Genomic DNA, 17,616 nt, shown 5'->3' on the forward strand with positions numbered 1-17,616 from the left:
AGGAGTATTAGCACAAGAGTAAGCAAACGGCCTTAGGCTCCGTAGCGTAAAAAAAATTATAAGCGAGGTGTAAAAAAGCATCCGCTGTTTGAGGCGATAGCCGAGTTCGGATGATTTAGCCGAGAGCCATAATTTTTAGCTAAAGGAGTCTTTCGCCTGACTTTTTGGTTCTTTTGTGTCAAGACAAAAGGACAAAGCTATTTGTTATTGCGAGGCACGAAGCAATCTTTTCTTGGCAAACTATTTGATTGGTATTCCCTGAAAACCAATTAAAAAGCACCTGTATGAAAAAACTACTGTTACTACTATTGTTTCCGTTGCTGGGTTTTGGTCAGCATAATTTTAGCATCATAAAAAGCAACCTGGTTTGGGAAAAAGTATTTCCGGGAACGGTAACCCCCGAGGAGATGATGAAACAGATAAAACTCACGGGTAAATGCCAGTATGTGGACTTTAATTACGATGTACTCGACTTTTGTATTTCCTACACGCCCGACGATTTTAAACGCTATGGCTACAGGAACCTGCCCGATCCGTCGTTTCTTTCAGAGGGCGGAATCTGTACCGGTATGATAGAGTTTAAGGAGGGGAGGTATAAGGTAACCGTTTTTAAGCTGGAGTGTTATGACCCTGTTGATGGCATTGTAATATACCCCGTTAACAACTACATACTAAAAGACGGAGAAATGCGCGACAGCGACAGGTACGAACGCTCGCTAAGCTACTACGACCAGTACTTTAGCTATTTATTTGACAAAATGCCCGAAGGTAAAACCTGGTAAAAACATATACCCCTTATAAAACAGAAAAAACCCCTTAGTCCATTATAAGGGGTTTTTATGTGTACACGTATATTTACTAATTAGGTTTGCTTATTAAAAAAGCTAGTGTCAAAATCATCCTTAATAAGCTTTAGTCGGTACGTGTGTGGTTACACTCTTGTGAGGGATTATAACCTGATGTCAAAGGTACTGATTTCTATTGTTTTAACCTTGCGAAATACTACTTGTTTTATACAAACAGGTAAAAATACGTGTAGGATAAACCTGTAATAAAGGTAAATTGCAAGATATAAATCAATCGTTGGTGTTGAAATACCTAATGTTGGGTATTTTAACATTTAGCAGGATTTTATTAATTTGCTTAAACCAAACAAATCAAATCACCATGACAAAAAAACTACTCTTAATTCCGTCACTGCTGTTTACATTTATGGCAGGTGCACAGGAAATGAACTGGAAAGACGGCGCTATTGAACCCGATACTAAAAATGGGGCAATGGTAGTGCCTTATGGCGAGTTCTCTAATTTTAAAATTAAAGATATTAACCTGTTTTTGTACAGTGTTATTATTGAAGGAAAACGTATTGAGCTGGAAACCCCTGTACCTACAGAGCTGCAAACACTCTTTAGGCTGCCAAGTGATGAGTTGCAGGCCACAGGCGATACTCCGGAGGTTACTGAGGCTGTAGCCGATGCCGGTGCTAAAGCTCAAAAGGTAACATCGGCAAAACAGGATATAGTAAATAATTTATCAAATAAATTAGCAATAAATGCTGAAGGTACTGCAGGTAATGATGAGTCAGGTGCTTCAGTAGACAATTTTGAAGCGGCCTCTAAAGCGTTTGTTGCCGCTTCAGATAAGGTTTCTAATGACTTAGAAGTTATTAAACAGGCACGTGTAAAAATGGTTATGCTGGCACAGCAGGATTTTTCTCATGCACAAATGGTAACCAATTTGCCTGTACTCCCAAAAGATCCGTCAAAAGACTATGCCGCAATGACCGATGCTTATGGCAAGGTTCAGGATGCCTATCAGAAATTAGAAGAAATGCTTGTAAACGCCGGTAGTGTTCCTCAGGAAATTCAGGACGCAATGAACGAAATAACGAATACCTTAAAGGTTATTAAAGACCAAAACGTATCATCTGTTTATGGCGAAACCGAATTTTTACACTTAGGGTTAAGCAACAAGAAAAACTTTACAGCAATTGCTCCGCCGGTACAGGGCGATGGCGACTTTGTAAATTATAATGTAACCATTACTCCCAGCAGAACAAACAATTTAGGTCCGTATCTTAATCCGCAAACTTTTGATTTTGATATTCCGGTAAAAGGAGGATGGAAAGCCGACTTTAGCGTGGGGCCTACGTTCTCTTTCGGCGATGGTGCCAAAGATGAAAAATACTACTTTGAGAACACCGGTACCGATGGTGAGGCTACCCTTAAACAAAGAGATAACGGTAACGTTGTGAGCCCGGGGCTTGCTGCCATGATGCATTTTTACCGCAGGTCGGGTAAAGATTTTTCATGGGGAGGTATGATGGGAGTAGGAGCCGGTTTCCAGGCTGTAGATGATGCCGATGTGAGTTTTTATACAGGTCTTTCGGCTGTTTTAGGCAAAAGCCAAAAAATTATGCTGAGTGCCGGTGTTAGTTTCCTTAAGGTAGACAGGTTAAAAGAAGGCGAATATGCCGTAGACACTGTTTACAACACGGCAAACGTAACGCTGGGCGATGTGACCGAAAAGGTAATAAAATCATCATTCTTCCTGTCTATATCTTACAGCTTAACAAACAGGATAGAAAAATAATATTGTATTTCAGTACTTGCATTTGTTAATTAAAAAGCCCCTTAGAGTAATCTAAGGGGCTTTTTTCTAAACATATAAATACTAATTAAAGTAGCTTAATTCTAAGCGGTTTTCAAGTATAGATACAGCAGGGTAGTATACTTCGCCCATTTTGTTAAGTCTTTCAAGGGCTGCGGTAACAATTCGTTGATTTTCGCTCATACCTCTTGAAGCCACTCGTGTTCTGTTGGTAAATCCTCTCTTGTCAACCCTTGCTGAAAGGCGTTGTATAGCAAGTTCTGCTTCTTCATCCCTTGTCATCCATTCTTGAATACCCATTTTACCATTCGCAAGCATATCAGTATATGAAGCCTGTATACGTTTCATATTCATTAGGTTTTGTATATCTATGGCAGCCTCATCAAATTGTTTTTGGTTTTGCATATCTTCTATACTATAAATAAGCTGATAGAAAATAATTGTTGAGGTGATAGATTCGTTTCCAAAGGTTTCCTCTTCCAGTAAACTGGCTGATGTAGCCGAAAGAAAAGCATATATACCGGGAGCAAGCCTGTTCATGGAGAAAGAAAGGCTGGCTGTAGCTGTTGATTTTGTCTTGGCAGCTTCGGAAACCGAATTAACCAAATCAGTATACGACTCTACAGCCTCATCGCTAAAGGCATCCTGAAAACTTTTTGAATCTTTGTTAACCGCTATGGCCTTTAATGTATCTTTAATTACGCTGGCAATTTTGTCCAAGCTAAACTCATAACTGTATTCTACTTTAATATAGTCGTTAGAACCTAAAAGAGTACCGTCACTAACACGGGCTTTTTTAAGGTTTTCACCTACTCTGGTTTCAAATTCGTTCAGAAGAGTACCTCTTTGTGCTTTAACCGATTCGGTTAGTTTGTCGAGTTGATTTTGTGCATTAACTGATTTGTCTGCTACTCTCTCTACAGATGGAGTTCTACATGCCATGATATTAATTTTTTAGTTGGTTATAGTTTCTTACTCTTTTGGCTTTTCAGATTCCGCCCCTGTTTTTTTAAATGGTTAGGTTCCATTTTCAAAGCATGCATTTGGGGGAATACACGTGTACTATTTTTAATGTATTGAATTTTAGTTGTTTAATGTTTTTCAAAGTTACGCCTGGCTGTTGGTTTGAAACTGCGTGATAACACCTGTTTTTTAAAAACCCGTAGTATTACCTGAGTACAATCTTACAGATAACAAAAAAGCCCTTAGCATTGCTAAGGGCTTTTAAAACCTACTGATTAATCTATTATTAAACAACAAAAAGTATTAATAGGGAATAAAAAATAAAAACCCCTTACGACCAAACAAGGGGTTTTTAATAAGCTAGAATACACATTTATTATGAACTTCTCATTAATTGCCCATAATTAAGACAAATATAAGTAAGGGCTATAACGTGAAACAGCGTGTTATTACGTGTTTTTTATGAACAGGTGTTTTTACGTAAGATTTTCCTATCTAATTATAATGGCTGTGAAGTACAATACCTTCGTTATACATAACAGGCGACATGTACACATCGTTGTTTTTGTTATGCCTTTGGCAAATAGGTATAATGAACACCGTGTTACTACCTTGGGGTACAACGCCAGGTTGTTTGCCTAAAATAACATGACCGCCAATAATGGTACTACTGCAGTTAAACGTACCTTCGCCATAGTTATAGTGTTTTGAAGCACAAACATTGGCTTCACCATAGTAGTGATTCCAAAGCTGCATCCAGGGGTAGCCACTTATTTTTGGGTCGGTTGCAGCATTGGTAATATTAGCAAAATTAGCATCCGGGCGTAAAGTTATCAGTCCGCCAAAAACAGCAGACGCCGAAAAAACTTTGTCACCAATTTCATATTCATTTTCGGGATCATGAAGCTCTAAAAACACCCCGTTGCGGTATACCGCCCTTAAATCTTCCATTATAATATCAGGAAGTCCCGGCTGAGGGCTGCGTACAATTACATTATACTGTTTTTTAGCAGTATTAATTATAAGCTCGTTAGCTTTTACAGCAGTTTGTTTAAGTAGTTCTTTAAGTAGAGAATCGTTAGCAAAAGTGGTATGTTTTTCGCTTTTATATTCTCCGTATGCATATACGTCAAGGTACTGTTGTGTGCCTTTTGGGCTTAGTGTAATATAGGTACTGTCGGTACTGGCATAGTCACTTCCGCACAGTGTTATGGTATATGTACTTGTGTCAAAGCTGTACCAAAATGTTAATGATGCCATCATGGGGGTGGGCATCCCTGTAATGCGTCCTGCCTCAACAGGAGTTAATGTTACAGTATTTGCACCACTTTTCAGGCTAATGTTAATCTCGGTTTCAGTTTCTTCCAGTATCAGGTTATCGTTGTTATAGTAGGGTGTATTCGCAATTTTTAGTTTTAGATTATTCATTTAGTTTTATTTAAGGTGCAGAATATTCAAAATAAGTCATTGCCTCTCATTTGGATAAGGGAGGATTTACGGGTTTTAAAAAAACAGGTGGTTTTACGTGTTTCCCGCAATGTTGTAACCATGCTGCATAATTTTGATAGTTTTTTTAAGATTTTTTTAAAGTTTGAAACTTTAACTTTATCTAACAAACAAACAATTAAACAAAACTAATTTATGAACTCACTTAAACTGCTAGCAGCATGCTGTATAACAGCAGTTGCAATAGGGTGTTCGTCCGATTGCGGAGATCCTTCTCCACAGGATAGCGTGCAACAATTTTTTTCGGGTGAGATAGCCGGTACCTGGAAAACTGTTGCTGTATATGAATATGACGGAGACCATGTTGAAGTAGGCTGTGACCTGCCGCAACAACCCGAACAGGATGTGCTTTTTACTTTTTTTGAAAACAATACTTTTACCATACAGCATAACTGTGATGAGGATATATTATTTAGTGAAGGTACGTATACAACTAACGGGCATGTGCTTACACTGGTTATGAATAACGGAGAGCTACAGGAAACAGCTCATATGGTTCATACTGATGAAGCAGGCGGAAATACTGATTTTATAGCGTTTCGTTTTTTCGGTATAGGTAATGAGGGAATGCTTGGCGGATATAGGCTTGAAGTACAAAAAATATAAAATTATCTAAATTTTAAGAAATTGTTAATACATAGTTTAACACCATTCTTATAGATTAGCTGCTGTATCTGTAAAAATTAAAAACTATGAAAAAAATTGTTGCCGTATTGTTTGTGGTACTGGCTTTTGCAGCCTGTACTTCAGACGATGACGTAGAGACAGTAGACAACGGTTTGCACAACCCCTACACGGGTAGCATACTGGGAGAATGGAAAGCGATTGGAGTATCTTACCAGGGGGAAGAATTTCCTTTAGGATGTGAACTTGAAACTCCAACCGAACAGGATGTACTGTTTACCTTTTTTGAAGACAACACGTTTACCGTAGTACACAACTGTGGCGAAGAGCTACCGTACAACTCGGGTACGTATACCAAAACAGGTAATGTACTAACGCTTTACTTTGCTAATGAAGAAGAAGAAGACATTCAGGAAAAAGCCCATATGGTAGTTATTCAGGAAGATGATCCTGAAACCGAAGAGGAAGAAAGCTTTATACTTGAATGGAGATTTGGCATAGGTAACAGCGGTATGCTTGAAGATTTTGATGTTCAGGTTGAAAAACAAATTCCTGTAGAGGAAGATCCAATTGTAGAGGACTAAGGTTCCCTGCACCCAACTAAAAAACAGCGCAAAAACTAAGATTGCGCGCAATAATAAGTATAATAACCAACTCAATAGACCTTAAAAGGCTCTGCGCATATGTGTAGAGCCTTTTTTTAGCGCAATAAAAGGAGTAAAATAATTATCTTTAACCCAACCAAACAACAAATTTATGAGTACTCCTGATTATACCGAACTTGAAAGCAGGTTTCACTGTGCCTGCGAAGATGCTATAGGCGAACTGTCTATGCAATATAAAACCCATTACCACAGCGCCGGGAAGCTGGAAGATTTTTTTGGTCTTATCCAAACCGAATTTGAAAGGGTAGTGGAAATATTTACTCATAAAAACAATTTAGCCGAAGATAAAGAGGCGCAACGCCGCATTAATGCCATTGCAAAAGAGTATGCCAAAAAATGCGTTGATGATTACGGAAAAGTGAATTAGAATTTGTTTTATCAGTTAAATAATATAGTTGTTAAAGTATAACAGTAATTCTTTTAGATGATTTAATTGTTTGTTTATTAGTGTTTTATGGTTTTGTTTTTGAGGTTTTTTATTTTTGGCATCATTTTGGGAAATGTTGTGTTAAATCAATAAACAATTATCAATCTTAAAACCAAATCATCATGAAAAAGTTTTTTACTATTGCAGCCATTATGGCTTCTTCAATCATTTTTGCGCAGGATAACAACAGCGACAAAAAGAACAACAAAATCACTACCATTAGTGCCCGGGGCATGTATTCAGAACCATCACAGTTTGGACTTTCATTTGAGTTTGAAGGCCTTAAATGGGGTTACAAAAACACCCAGATTGTGAATATCTCTTATGGAGTTATGAATTATGATGTTGGACTTTTTGATGTAGACGGACAGGGATTTGCTATAGAGATAGGAGGGCGAAAATATTATAACAAAGGTACTAAACTAGAAGGGCTTTATACAGGTAATTATCTTTCTTACGGAAATATAAAGTTTGATGAAGATTTAATGTTCGGCAAGTTTGACGGTACCTATAGTTACTTCTCATTCTTTAGCCCCGAAGTTGGATTTAAAATGACATTCGGAGATTTCTCTATAGATCCTTTTATAGGTATTATGTGGAAAATTGAGGTAAAAGGTAAAGGCGATATTGATAACAAGTATGTAGATGAATGGACTCCGCGTGGCGGACTTAAAATTGGCTATACTTTTTAAGCTGATATGATTTTACATACCGTTATAATAAACAGAAAAACCATGCAAAAGCATGGTTTTGTTTTTTTTAGATATAAAAAGGGTGTACTTTTGGAACTCCATCAATACACCTTTTACCTGTTTATGACACGTTGTGCATTATATATTTTGCTATCTGCGTTTTTCAGTATTTCCTGTGAGAAAACTCACGAGGAAAAGCTCGAAGAGAATATTAGCCATTATATAAGTCACAGTATAACAAACTCATCGGGCTATCAGCCAATGCTTACAATTATTCAGGACACGATAACCGTAGGGGAGTTTGCCGAAATGACCCTGCTTATTAATGAAAATGATATTTTAAAATACAGGGAAGAAATTGATAAGGATAACCTTGAAATAAACAAACTGGAAAATAGTGATACCGGTATTACCGATGAACTTCTTTTAAAGTCGTATAAGGAATCACTTAAAAGCTGTAACAAAAGTATAAAAGTAAGGTTGGATCAAAATGATAAGCTTGAGGAATTACGGCATAATAAAGCTGTAGCTTTTTATGTAGCACAGCATAAGTGCAGATTAAAAAACGGCTTTGGTGTTTTAGACGAAAACCGTTTTTATATTATAGCAAGTGATAAAGATGAGGTACTTAACGTATCTGACAATTATTCTGAAAGCACTCTTAAAATGCGCACCCTTTTTAATACCAGATACTTGAAAAAGTAATTAGGAATTATTTTAGTAATAAGCCTCCTGTTACTCCGGCAGCTAACCATACATACCATTTTTTATACCAGGGATTATTTACCGTAACTGTAACCGATTTTAAATTGGTAACCGTTATATTAGGATTTGTAAAAGTAACATCGGTAGTAATAGTTTCTTTTCCCATAAACCATTTGCGTTTTATTCCGGTTACAATACTGGCATCGGTATAGGTTAGGAGAGGGGAAATAGTAAGGCTGTCATTTGTAATGGTGTAATTAAGGCTAAACCATTTGTTTTTTTTCTCTCCGCTCACTTTAAACCTGTTTTCGGTAATAATAGGTTTTTCCAATGGAATATAAATGGTATCGAATTTGGCTACCATTGTGTATTTCACTACAGATTGCACAGAACTGAACTCTTTTGTCACTGCTTTTAATTCTTCATCTTTACTAATAATATAGTCGTTGAGCTCATTGTTTTTTAACTGAAGTGTTTTGATGGTAGCCGTTTGTGTACCAGCCTTATTTTTATAATAACTAACCGTATCGGTAAGGGCATCCAGATTACTTAGGTAATTACTTTTATTCCTGCTATTATGATTGCACTGAACAGTAAGTAATACGAGTAATAAAATACTTAAGGCATAAGGAGCTATATTTTTTACCATCGAGCCTTAGTTCCGCGAATATCATAATGAACAAAAGTAGGGTAAACACCCATCCCTCCCTGCTTCATTTTTCCTTCTTCAATGAGGGTTTCAATAGCCTCAGCAATTTGCATAGGAGAGAGTCCATTTACCGAAATATCGGCTGCAGATGCTGTTAAATGCTGACTTTTAGGTGCTCCGCCAACTTCAGTATTGTGTTTTTTTGTGCGATATCCGCTTCCGGAGATAATGATAGGGCGTTGTAGATATTCGCGAAGTACTTCGAGGTTTTCGGCAACTTGAAGAACATTTGGGTAGTATTTTTCCGGTACAGTTGTACCGTCTTTACAGTTGAATTCTTCCAGCGAGAAGTTTTGGGTAAGTTTCATAGCTTAGGGTTTTAATAGTTTTTGATATTTTTCGGGGATAAACGATAATATTCGTTTAAAAATATTGATTCCGCCTGCCCGTTCAATATTTTCTCCTATGCTCCACATTTCAATAAAAGAAAAAAGATATACGGCAAGTACCGGCAGGGTTAATTCCCTGCCAAGTACTTTAAATAAAATCATGTTTTTAAGAACACACTGATCAATAGCAAAAGCCATAATGAGGTAAATGCCATATTCCCACAGAATTTTTTTCATCCAGTTTCGTAGTCCTGTACTCGATATTTCTTTCCAGAAATAACCTTTTGCGGGATTAAACCTAAGGCCTTTAATTGTAGCCTGTGCGTGTATTGCAGTAGCAGTATCAAGAGTAGTGGCTATGGCAAACAAAATAAGTGCCAGATTAAGATCGGTATAACAGGAAAGTACTCCCGCTATAATGGTTGACAAAGCAATCCATATTTTTTCCACAATGATAAGATTTGATGAAATCTTTACAAGTATTTAGAATACCGTATTACCAGTAAATACCAGCCAACCGTCATTTGTTTTCACATACATATTTCCTTTTTCTACATTTGGAGCTATCACGGTAAAAGTTGGTTTTTCAGAAGCGTATAGTGCATTTAATGATGCTGCAGAAGGAGGAGTGGTTAAAGTATCATTTATAACTCTCTCGGATGATTTAGCCACTCTTTCCCATGAGTTCCAAGCCCCTCCCGAAGGGTTTGAAGTACGGAAATAAAACTCATTTGAATTGTAATTGGTATAGGTTTGAGAATGATCATTACCGTTGCTGGCTACAGTTAAAATACCTTTATCTTCAACCGGTAAGTTTGCAGTAGTAGAACTTTCGGTAGAATAGAAACCATTTACAGTATAGTTATTAATGTCATCATTTGAAGGGATAATTCCTTTAAAAGATAGGGTATCACTAACTTCAGCTTTGTCATCCGGAGAGAAGTTTTCATCCGTCCATATTTCCCTCCATGGTGTCCATGATGCAGCACCAGCTTTGTAATGCCTGATAAACATTCTAACAACATCTCCAGCATTTACCGCCTGATATTTTTGTGTTATATATGTAGAATATCTTTCAACGGTTATGGTCCCTGAATTAGTTATTGGTATATTTGAAACTGAAGCTTCGACAACTGCATATGTGCCATTTGGTACAGAGATGTCATTTAAGTCTGTCGATGGATAAGTTATAGGTACTGTTACACCTAATCCATAATCTTTATAATCCCCTCTGTTATAAGCTGTGTTCCAATTATCAATATTTGATTGAGTGAAATCGCTATCATTCCAAATTGTTTTCCAAGGTTTAATTGTGTCTCCAGCAGTTCTAAAGGCTAATCTACCGCCAATTGGGTTTAAATGACCAACATCATATTGAAATTGTAAACCATGTGCATTAATATCATTTCGTTTAAATGTTATAAGACCACCATATGCACTCCAAGCCCTATTTGCTAACCAAGTACCAGATCCATAACTAAATTTATGACCACCAGCGCCTGAAAACTCTATATTCGCATCAGTGCCATCACCACCATTAACATATATTGCGTCAATTTTTTTATTACTCCATGAAGCATTCCAATTATCAATATTTGTTTGAGAAAAATCACCTGAATGCCAAATTCTCTTCCATGATTGCCATGAACCGGCTTCTTTGCTTCTTAAATAGAAATTACTACTTCTTAAAGCCAATTGAGATTGATAGCTGTCAGTACCAGCTAATGATATTATATGGAAAGCCTGCCCTGAAGGAAGGTTTGATATGGTATTACTAACCCATGCAATTCCTGTAAGAATATTATTTAAATCTGTCAACGATGCACCACCCAGTAAACTGCCGGGTGTTCCATCAGCTTGGTTTCTCAGGAATTTGTCTTTATCATTATAAACTTCATTCCATTGCTCAGAAGTTCCATGTTCTTGAGTTATAATTCGGCCTTGGGAATCAACAGAAAAAACAGTGTTTAAGTCTGCATCATCACCGTTTGAAACGGCATTCGGCGCATACATTAATCTAAGTGCTTTATCTCCTGTTCCCAACGCCAACGCTAATGATAATAAACTTGCTCTTGGTTTTGTGAATTTTTGATTTGAAGAGTCATAATCCAAGTTTTGAAGCATCCATGCAGTATAGCCTATTTCTGTTCCTGCTAACTGAGTACCTATAAATGAGGTTTGATTAGAAGTAGGACTACCATATTTTATAGCCCCAGTCATTGTGCCACCTGAATTAGCCAGATAACCTGATAAATCCGAACTTTTTGTTATTTTAGACCAGGAACTCCAAATACCTGCACTATTTCCTCTTATGTATAGTTCATTGTTATACGAATGATATTTTTGATAAACCTTAATTCCTCCTCCCGATGTAATATTATTAGAAAATACCTCTAACATACCGGCATAAGGAACAGGATAATTTAATCCGGTTGCTGCCTGAGCGTTTAATGTTTGACTATAATTACCTGTTTTTATAAAATTATTCAGGTCTTGTGCATCACCAATAGAACTGTCAATAGTAATATCTCCACTACTCAAGATTCTTTCCCAACCACTCCATGAACTACCATCCTTAACATTTTTGAATATCTTACCGGAATCAGAATAAAATACTACATAAGCATTACTTCCTCCCCTGTACATTCTGTATATAAAGCCGTTGACTACTTCAGGTAGATTAGTAGCTGTTGAAGAGACCCTAAAAATACCAGTTGAATTAAAAGAAAGGATATCATCTGCTAAAGCTGTATTTGAAGCTAGGCCGCTACCCAGACCATAATCTTTGAAATCACCTCTGTTGTATGCTGTGTTCCAATTATTAACATCAGCTTGACTAAAGTTTCTAGTATCCCAAAGTTTGTAAAATTGAGGAGTTGCATTAGCCCCTGACTTGTAGCCTACAAACGCATAGCTTCCATTTGCACCAAGAAAAGCCGTAGAAGGAGCGTTATCATATTTCATTGATATTGCTCCACCAGCGAAACCGCCAGAACCGTTAGCACTTGATAAAAACCTAAAGAACCTATTTACATTAGCATTTGAGGAGGTTAAATCTGTAACTGGTAATATAGATTCTCCCAGACCATAATCTCTGAAATCACCTCTGTTGTATGCTGTATTCCAGTTTGTTGTATCCGAAGTACTTATATTACTTGATGTTAAGACAGAGTCCCAGGAACTCCATGTACTTGTCGTACGTCTTCTAATATAATAGTTTGAACCTCCACTTCTAAAAGCCATTTGTATTGCATTACCGTTTACTTCCATATGTAGCATAGCGATACTTCCTACAGCTAATGGAATACCAACAGTACTACTGTCTCCATTTCTATAAAAGCCTGATTGTGTTATACTATCCCAATTAGAACTTATTTTACAATCTGTTCCTAAACCATAATCCCTGAAATCTCCCCAACCAAAAGCTGTATTCCAGTTTATTATATTGCTTTGTGAAAAATCACTAGTATCCCAAGACCTGACCCAAGAAACCCAACTTCCGCTTGAGTTTCTTCCTCTATGAAAAACTTCATTTTGTAAAGAATAAGAGTGATATGTCTGCCAAATAAAATCTCCTTTTCTGAATACTTTTAATATTCCGGCATAAGGTGTTGGGTAATTTGTACCCCCTGAAGCGTCTACATTAGAGTTTTGAGTATATATACCAGTTTCAGTATAAGTGTTTAAATCCTCACTCGTTCCCAATTCTCCTGTTAAAGTAAAGTCTCCAGAATTCCAAAGCCTATACCATGAACCATAAGAACCGTTTGCAGGTCTAAACCATAATTCATTACCAGTTCTTGACCCTAATATTTGAAAACCTACTGTTGCAGATCCAACAGAAATCAAACCGCTAACTTGTGTAAACGGCTTATTAGTTGCTGTGGTTGACAGATAGGTCATGTATGTGCCCTTATTCATAACGTTCATATCACCGCTAAATACCTCTGGTGCTACAGGGGAGCTTTCTCTCCTTGAGACATAATCGTTAAATGCTTTTTGCCAGTCAGCAAGATTATCCGACGTTATGTTGTTAGAAGGATGAGAAGTACTTATTTTACCATTAAGAGCGTTTTGCAGCCCTTGTATATTGGAAATAGAAAAAGATACTGAATCTACCACATTACCTTCGGCATCTTTAAATTCAAGTGTTTGTGGTGTTGCTCCGTTAAAGTTAACCGATTGCATTAGGTTAGCCACAAAAGCACTTACAGGTACTTCACTAAGCACTTCACCATCGTCATTTTTTAACTCCAGTTTTTCACTGGTTTCATTGTAAAAAAACGTAGTTCCTTCATTATTAAGGAACCCCAGGTTAATGGTTGCCAGTGTGGTTCCGTCTACATTTTTTAGGTATAGTTCACTGGACGACTGGTTGCTAACAATAGTAATACCATTAACATCACTTTGCATGGCAAACACATCATCCGTAGTTTTGGCCGGTATACTGTAGGTAACATCTTCAGTATTTGGCTGATAATCCAAGATGGTAGTATCACCGTTTACCGAAGTATGTTTTATAGAACTGCCTGAAAAGGTAATATTGTCTCCCGTATCGTTATCGGTTATGGTAATAGGGGAATCTGTGAATGAGTCAACAGCAGTAATATCCTTAAGGGTAGGGAGGTATAATCCGGGTTGGACATTACTGTTAGTAGCCTCATTAAAGTCGGTTTTAGTAAGCACTGTTTGCGTTCCGTCATACTCGCCTGGCTGACCCGTAAAACGTTTTAAGTACAAAACACTATCAAGCGAATAACTGAAGTAGTGTAGTTTTGATGTATCGGTAAGATCTCTTACTGCACTGTTTGCCTTGGTTAGGAACTCGGGTTCATTTGTAACCTGTCCTAAAGATATAACATTAGATTTACTGTTAGCAGTAATATCTTCCGGCAGTAACGATTCGGGGGGTAACTGGTAAAGATGTGAGGGAAGTACAGCAGTTCCGCCAGCCCCCCAGGTTCCTTTTCCTCCCATAAACTGAAAACGCAGTTTTTGGGCAACCGAAGATGTAGAAGCCGACTTATATGCTGTAAAGAATACTGGATTGTCTGTAGCCGAAATAAGTGTGGTTTGCGAGTTTATATCTCCTAGTACCTGAGTTAGTAAATCACTGCCGCTAACATAATCAAGGTAAATAACCTTGCCTATATTGTTTTGCTCTACAACTTCTACTTCGTCACTGCCAAGTGTGGCTCTGGAATAGATTACGGTTTGTAGTACCGACTGTAAATCGGTAGCATTACTGTAGGTTATTCCGTTAAGGCTAACCTCGCTGTAATGGGTTAACGGTAGCATCACATCATCTCGCTCATAGCAGTTAAAGATTTCTATCCTTTCACCGCGAACAACCGATATGTAGTTTCTGAAATATTCTATCCCGTTAAAAGAAAACAGGGTGTTGCTTACGCTGTTTATTATAATCATGTTTTATCCAATTTTAGTAAATCGTAGTCGTTGAGGTGTACTGCTGCCTTTACAGTCAAAATCAGGATGAGAGGTGCGTACCATATAGTTTTTTACATTTTCCCAAATTTTAAAGGCATTGTCCCTGTTAAGGGTATATATGGCTTTTTTTGCCGATGCATCTGCCGTACGGCTGCTGTCATTAAGCTTTTCTACTACTGAGTAAGGCGTATCTGTAACCGAAGAGAACATTATGTGTCTGGCATAAGCAAAATAGGAGAGCACCATTTTAAGTCCGTAATTGGTATAGGTTTCACCTTTGTAATTATAATTGCCGCCATCCATTAATTCGGTATAATCCTGAGGGTTGGAAATTATCCTGTTATAGAGTTTTTCACCTAAAAGCGGAGCCAGATCCTGAATTTGGGCATCCAGTATCATTTCATTCAGTTTATCGGTATTTGGGGTTTTGGATATCTGCCTGTATTGGGCTATATCACTTCGGGTTATTAACAGCTGCATCGTCTATCAGTTTTTGAGGTTCAACTTTAAGGCTTGGATAGTCCTGCGATTTTTGTAGCAGTTGGTTAATTATGGAGGTAAGCAGGTTGCGCTCTTTTGTTGTGTTTTCCCAGTAGGTGCGTTTCATTTCCCTTATGGCTTCGCCGGAATTGCCAAACAACGAGGTTTCGTTGGTTTTTATAAGTCCGGCCGGGAGATTGTTAAAGGCTACTAATATATTTTCGCGTACACTGGTTTCGGTATAATTAAACAGCTTGTCGTCTATTTTGCTTTCAATTTGTTTTATCAGGATGGCATCGTCCAGTTTTTCTCCGGCAAAATCCATTTCAAGGCATAAAACTCCGCCGGTACTTTCGGCACCTAGACTGTCTTTTATGGCCTGTTGAAATTTTTCCCTTTCACTTTCGGCTTCTATAAGAGCTTTACTACCAGGTTCGAGACCATCGCCAATAAGCGGACGGGTAACTACCAGTGTATTCCCGAAAAAGCCTTTGCGCAGCAGCCTGTTTTTGTATACCGATGCCTGTGCCTCGCTATCACAATCGTTAGCCACACTATCAATACGGGAAAGAGGATAAATAAGCCCGGTATCCATACTAATGTAAAGTACCTGGCCTTTGTATTTGTCCCATCCGCCTGCTTTTTCAACCTGTGCATCAATAACCCTTTTATCAGGATTGTATACATCTATAAGCTGGATGTCGGTTTTTTTAGGTTTTAACCACTCTTTACAAACGGCAATTTTACCGTGATAATCGTTACTATCGGCTTTGCCTAATCTGCACCATTCGTAAGGAATAATGCTAAAATCGGCAATTTGATAAAGGGCGTTCCAGTTAATATGGATATACACCCCGCGTTGTTTTACCAGTGCTTCGGCAACATCGCAGGCAAAATCAATAAGTTTAGTGTTTTTGCTTTTGTTTACAATAATGGTATCGTTTTGCTCCCCGTAGCCTTTACCTATAAGGTATTGTACCATTATGGCTGCTGCCGATTTTGACGTTACACTGTTGTTTATGAGCCTGTCCATGCGTTCAGGATAGGCATTATCAGTATCGTTGGCGTATACGTCGGCCGACTTACTCCACGGGGTGAGCCTTTTCCATACGTCTATTAACAGGGTTCTCATTATGCTTTATTTTGGTTATTGTTTTTTCTTGGTTTGCGCTTTGGTTTTTGCTTTTCTGCCGGCTCTTGGGTTACTTCCTGCGGGATATGGGCAAAATAGCGCTTGCCATTTTTATGCTGTAACAGTTTTTTGGCATATTCTGTAGTGATATTGGCATTGTTTACCAGTATGGGAGATCCAAACTCCAGCGGAATGTTTTCATATTTGGCATGCAGCCTGTATGGTGTGGTGTTTTCCATGCTTTTAAAATGGTTTTTGTACTTCTCTAAGTAAGCGGTTAAACATTTAGGGCAGGAGGGGTTTACCCTTTCGTTAAATATTGAGGTATACTCTTCCAGAAAAAGGCGGAGATACCGCACACCATCACCCGTTACTGAACGGGCGATGGTGCTGATATCCATTTGGGTAAAATCCATTATCCTGCTGCCTGAGCGAACTTATTATTAAATGCTGTTTTAGTAGCAGCATAGTCAACATCAAGAAGTGTTTGTGGCATGGTTACTTCTTCATAGCCGTCTACAGAGGCTAATTCAAACATAATCATGTTGTCGTTCTCTTTAGAGTTGTTTGTCATGGTAGACAGTTCAAGGCCCGATGTTAATCCAAGTATTTCAAAGGCATCCTTATTAGCTTCGCCTTTCCATACCTGCTCAATAACTACTACATATTTAGCTCCCATAGCAAGTTGATTAGCCTGTTCTTTATTTGAAGCAGTTGGGTTAAATATCACGCCGCTAAAGGTGTGTTTAAACTTATCGGGTGCGTTTTCTTTTTTAACCAGTTCCCACGCTTTTCCGTTGGATTGTTTTACTCCGGTTAAAAGGTAACCCGTAGTACCCGCTTTTAGCTGAAGGTTGTCAATTACGACCCTACTGTCAGTACTTGTTGCTGTATTGATATAATCAATATCTTCTTTTTTGATAAGTACAACATTTTGTTCGATACCTGCTACCGGTGCATTAGCGCAGTCAAATACAATATCGGCTGTTAGGTTTCCTGTGCAATCTATTGGCATATGTTTTTTGTTTTAAGATTTAAAGATTGAATTATTGCAGATGTAAGATGATAGAGAAGAGATTTTCTCTATAGAGAAATAAAAGGCAATGCACAATTCACACAATGTAGTAAGGAATGCCGGGCGGGCGCGGTGATGGCAAAGGCTTTTTTTGTAGTTTTTTTAGAAGTATAAAAGTTTAGTATTCTTCTTTTGTCTTGACACAAAAGAAGGAAAAGGTCAAGGCTTTGACTCCTTAGGCTAAAAATTATTTCATTCGGCTAAACCATTCGAACTCGCCTTTGGCTCAAACAGCGAATGCTTTTTAACGC

Annotated in this window: 17 protein-coding genes; 7 read left to right on the forward strand and 10 right to left on the reverse strand. The window is 37.9% G+C overall.

Annotation, left to right across the window (positions count from 1 at the left end):
- Nucleotides 1-284 precede the first annotated feature (284 nt).
- Entirely contained in the window at nt 285-782 is a 498-nt protein-coding gene (locus Q763_RS16635) for a hypothetical protein (RefSeq protein ID WP_157499508.1), read from the forward strand.
- Nucleotides 783-1,167: 385 nt separating this feature from the next.
- Nucleotides 1,168-2,592: a hypothetical protein gene (locus tag Q763_RS16640; RefSeq protein WP_035136177.1), complete on the forward strand. Its 1,425-nt coding sequence runs from the start codon at nt 1,168-1,170 to the stop codon at nt 2,590-2,592.
- An 81-nt stretch (nt 2,593-2,673) separates the two neighbouring features.
- Here Q763_RS16640 and Q763_RS16645 read toward each other — a convergent pair whose 3' ends face one another.
- The gene (locus Q763_RS16645) at nt 2,674-3,552 is read right to left on the reverse strand and encodes a hypothetical protein (protein WP_035136179.1); all 879 of its coding nucleotides are present in this window, start codon (nt 3,550-3,552) and stop codon (nt 2,674-2,676) included.
- Nucleotides 3,553-4,068: 516 nt separating this feature from the next.
- Complete coding sequence (locus Q763_RS16650; RefSeq protein WP_035136180.1) at nt 4,069-5,001, reverse strand: hypothetical protein; 933 nt, start codon at nt 4,999-5,001, stop codon at nt 4,069-4,071.
- Between the two features lie 213 nt (nt 5,002-5,214).
- Here Q763_RS16650 and Q763_RS16655 point away from each other — a divergent pair, with 213 nt between their 5' ends.
- The 5 genes from Q763_RS16655 to Q763_RS16675 all read left to right on the forward strand — a co-directional run bounded on the left by Q763_RS16655 (nt 5,215) and on the right by Q763_RS16675 (nt 8,192).
- Nucleotides 5,215-5,685: a lipocalin-like domain-containing protein gene (locus tag Q763_RS16655; RefSeq protein ID WP_035136181.1), complete on the forward strand. Its 471-nt coding sequence runs from the start codon at nt 5,215-5,217 to the stop codon at nt 5,683-5,685.
- Between the two features lie 86 nt (nt 5,686-5,771).
- A complete protein-coding gene (locus Q763_RS16660; RefSeq protein ID WP_035136182.1) occupies nt 5,772-6,287 on the forward strand; it encodes a lipocalin-like domain-containing protein in 516 nt (171 codons plus the stop codon).
- 172 nt (nt 6,288-6,459) lie between these two features.
- Entirely contained in the window at nt 6,460-6,735 is a 276-nt protein-coding gene (locus tag Q763_RS16665; RefSeq protein ID WP_035136183.1) for a hypothetical protein, read from the forward strand.
- Between the two features lie 182 nt (nt 6,736-6,917).
- On the forward strand, nt 6,918-7,487 hold the full coding sequence (locus tag Q763_RS16670; RefSeq protein WP_035136184.1) for a hypothetical protein: 570 nt from the start codon (nt 6,918-6,920) through the stop codon (nt 7,485-7,487).
- A 6-nt stretch (nt 7,488-7,493) separates the two neighbouring features.
- Nucleotides 7,494-8,192: a hypothetical protein gene (locus tag Q763_RS16675; RefSeq protein WP_157499510.1), complete on the forward strand. Its 699-nt coding sequence runs from the start codon at nt 7,494-7,496 to the stop codon at nt 8,190-8,192.
- Between the two features lie 7 nt (nt 8,193-8,199).
- Here Q763_RS16675 and Q763_RS16680 read toward each other — a convergent pair whose 3' ends face one another.
- Genes Q763_RS16680 through Q763_RS16715 form a run of 8 tightly spaced genes read right to left on the reverse strand, consistent with a single transcriptional unit; the run spans nt 8,200 to nt 17,305 of the window.
- Nucleotides 8,200-8,841: a DUF6549 family protein gene (locus Q763_RS16680; protein WP_035136186.1), complete on the reverse strand. Its 642-nt coding sequence runs from the start codon at nt 8,839-8,841 to the stop codon at nt 8,200-8,202.
- Entirely contained in the window at nt 8,835-9,209 is a 375-nt protein-coding gene (locus Q763_RS16685; RefSeq protein WP_035136188.1) for a YcbK family protein, read from the reverse strand. Before Q763_RS16685 ends, Q763_RS16680 begins: the two co-directional genes overlap by 7 nt.
- Nucleotides 9,210-9,212: 3 nt before the next feature.
- Nucleotides 9,213-9,680, reverse strand: coding sequence for a hypothetical protein (locus Q763_RS16690; RefSeq protein WP_035136189.1), 468 nt, complete (start codon nt 9,678-9,680; stop codon nt 9,213-9,215).
- Nucleotides 9,681-9,713: 33 nt separating this feature from the next.
- Nucleotides 9,714-14,657: a pyocin knob domain-containing protein gene (locus Q763_RS16695; RefSeq protein WP_035136190.1), complete on the reverse strand. Its 4,944-nt coding sequence runs from the start codon at nt 14,655-14,657 to the stop codon at nt 9,714-9,716.
- 3 nt (nt 14,658-14,660) lie between these two features.
- Nucleotides 14,661-15,158 (reverse strand): DUF6712 family protein, encoded by a 498-nt coding sequence (locus tag Q763_RS16700; RefSeq protein ID WP_035136191.1) that lies wholly within the window; start codon nt 15,156-15,158, stop codon nt 14,661-14,663.
- On the reverse strand, nt 15,133-16,290 hold the full coding sequence (locus Q763_RS16705; RefSeq protein WP_035136192.1) for a hypothetical protein: 1,158 nt from the start codon (nt 16,288-16,290) through the stop codon (nt 15,133-15,135). The genes Q763_RS16700 and Q763_RS16705 overlap by 26 nt, the downstream gene beginning before the upstream one ends.
- Nucleotides 16,290-16,706 (reverse strand): hypothetical protein, encoded by a 417-nt coding sequence (locus Q763_RS16710; RefSeq protein ID WP_035136193.1) that lies wholly within the window; start codon nt 16,704-16,706, stop codon nt 16,290-16,292. Before Q763_RS16710 ends, Q763_RS16705 begins: the two co-directional genes overlap by 1 nt.
- Nucleotides 16,706-17,305: a hypothetical protein gene (locus Q763_RS16715; RefSeq protein ID WP_035136194.1), complete on the reverse strand. Its 600-nt coding sequence runs from the start codon at nt 17,303-17,305 to the stop codon at nt 16,706-16,708. Before Q763_RS16715 ends, Q763_RS16710 begins: the two co-directional genes overlap by 1 nt.
- Nucleotides 17,306-17,616 lie beyond the last annotated feature (311 nt).

Source organism: Flavobacterium beibuense F44-8, from assembly GCF_000769915.1.
GTDB lineage: Bacteria > Bacteroidota > Bacteroidia > Flavobacteriales > Flavobacteriaceae > Flavobacterium > Flavobacterium beibuense.

What these genes read in the sequence shown, in the direction of transcription:
- Q763_RS16655 (WP_035136181.1), top strand. Translation starts at nt 5,215, where the DNA reads ATGAACTCACTTAAACTGCTAGCAGCATGCTGTATAACAGCAGTTGCA.
- Q763_RS16695 (WP_035136190.1), bottom strand. Translation starts at nt 14,657, where the DNA reads ATGATTATAATAAACAGCGTAAGCAACACCCTGTTTTCTTTTAACGGG.
- Q763_RS16675 (WP_157499510.1), top strand. Translation starts at nt 7,494, where the DNA reads ATGATTTTACATACCGTTATAATAAACAGAAAAACCATGCAAAAGCAT.
- Q763_RS16715 (WP_035136194.1), bottom strand. Translation starts at nt 17,305, where the DNA reads ATGCCAATAGATTGCACAGGAAACCTAACAGCCGATATTGTATTTGAC.
- Q763_RS16670 (WP_035136184.1), top strand. Translation starts at nt 6,918, where the DNA reads ATGAAAAAGTTTTTTACTATTGCAGCCATTATGGCTTCTTCAATCATT.
- Q763_RS16660 (WP_035136182.1), top strand. Translation starts at nt 5,772, where the DNA reads ATGAAAAAAATTGTTGCCGTATTGTTTGTGGTACTGGCTTTTGCAGCC.
- Q763_RS16685 (WP_035136188.1), bottom strand. Translation starts at nt 9,209, where the DNA reads ATGAAACTTACCCAAAACTTCTCGCTGGAAGAATTCAACTGTAAAGAC.
- Q763_RS16640 (WP_035136177.1), top strand. Translation starts at nt 1,168, where the DNA reads ATGACAAAAAAACTACTCTTAATTCCGTCACTGCTGTTTACATTTATG.
- Q763_RS16650 (WP_035136180.1), bottom strand. Translation starts at nt 5,001, where the DNA reads ATGAATAATCTAAAACTAAAAATTGCGAATACACCCTACTATAACAAC.
- Q763_RS16710 (WP_035136193.1), bottom strand. Translation starts at nt 16,706, where the DNA reads ATGGATTTTACCCAAATGGATATCAGCACCATCGCCCGTTCAGTAACG.
- Q763_RS16700 (WP_035136191.1), bottom strand. Translation starts at nt 15,158, where the DNA reads ATGCAGCTGTTAATAACCCGAAGTGATATAGCCCAATACAGGCAGATA.
- Q763_RS16680 (WP_035136186.1), bottom strand. Translation starts at nt 8,841, where the DNA reads ATGGTAAAAAATATAGCTCCTTATGCCTTAAGTATTTTATTACTCGTA.
- Q763_RS16635 (WP_157499508.1), top strand. Translation starts at nt 285, where the DNA reads ATGAAAAAACTACTGTTACTACTATTGTTTCCGTTGCTGGGTTTTGGT.
- Q763_RS16665 (WP_035136183.1), top strand. Translation starts at nt 6,460, where the DNA reads ATGAGTACTCCTGATTATACCGAACTTGAAAGCAGGTTTCACTGTGCC.
- Q763_RS16705 (WP_035136192.1), bottom strand. Translation starts at nt 16,290, where the DNA reads ATGAGAACCCTGTTAATAGACGTATGGAAAAGGCTCACCCCGTGGAGT.
- Q763_RS16645 (WP_035136179.1), bottom strand. Translation starts at nt 3,552, where the DNA reads ATGGCATGTAGAACTCCATCTGTAGAGAGAGTAGCAGACAAATCAGTT.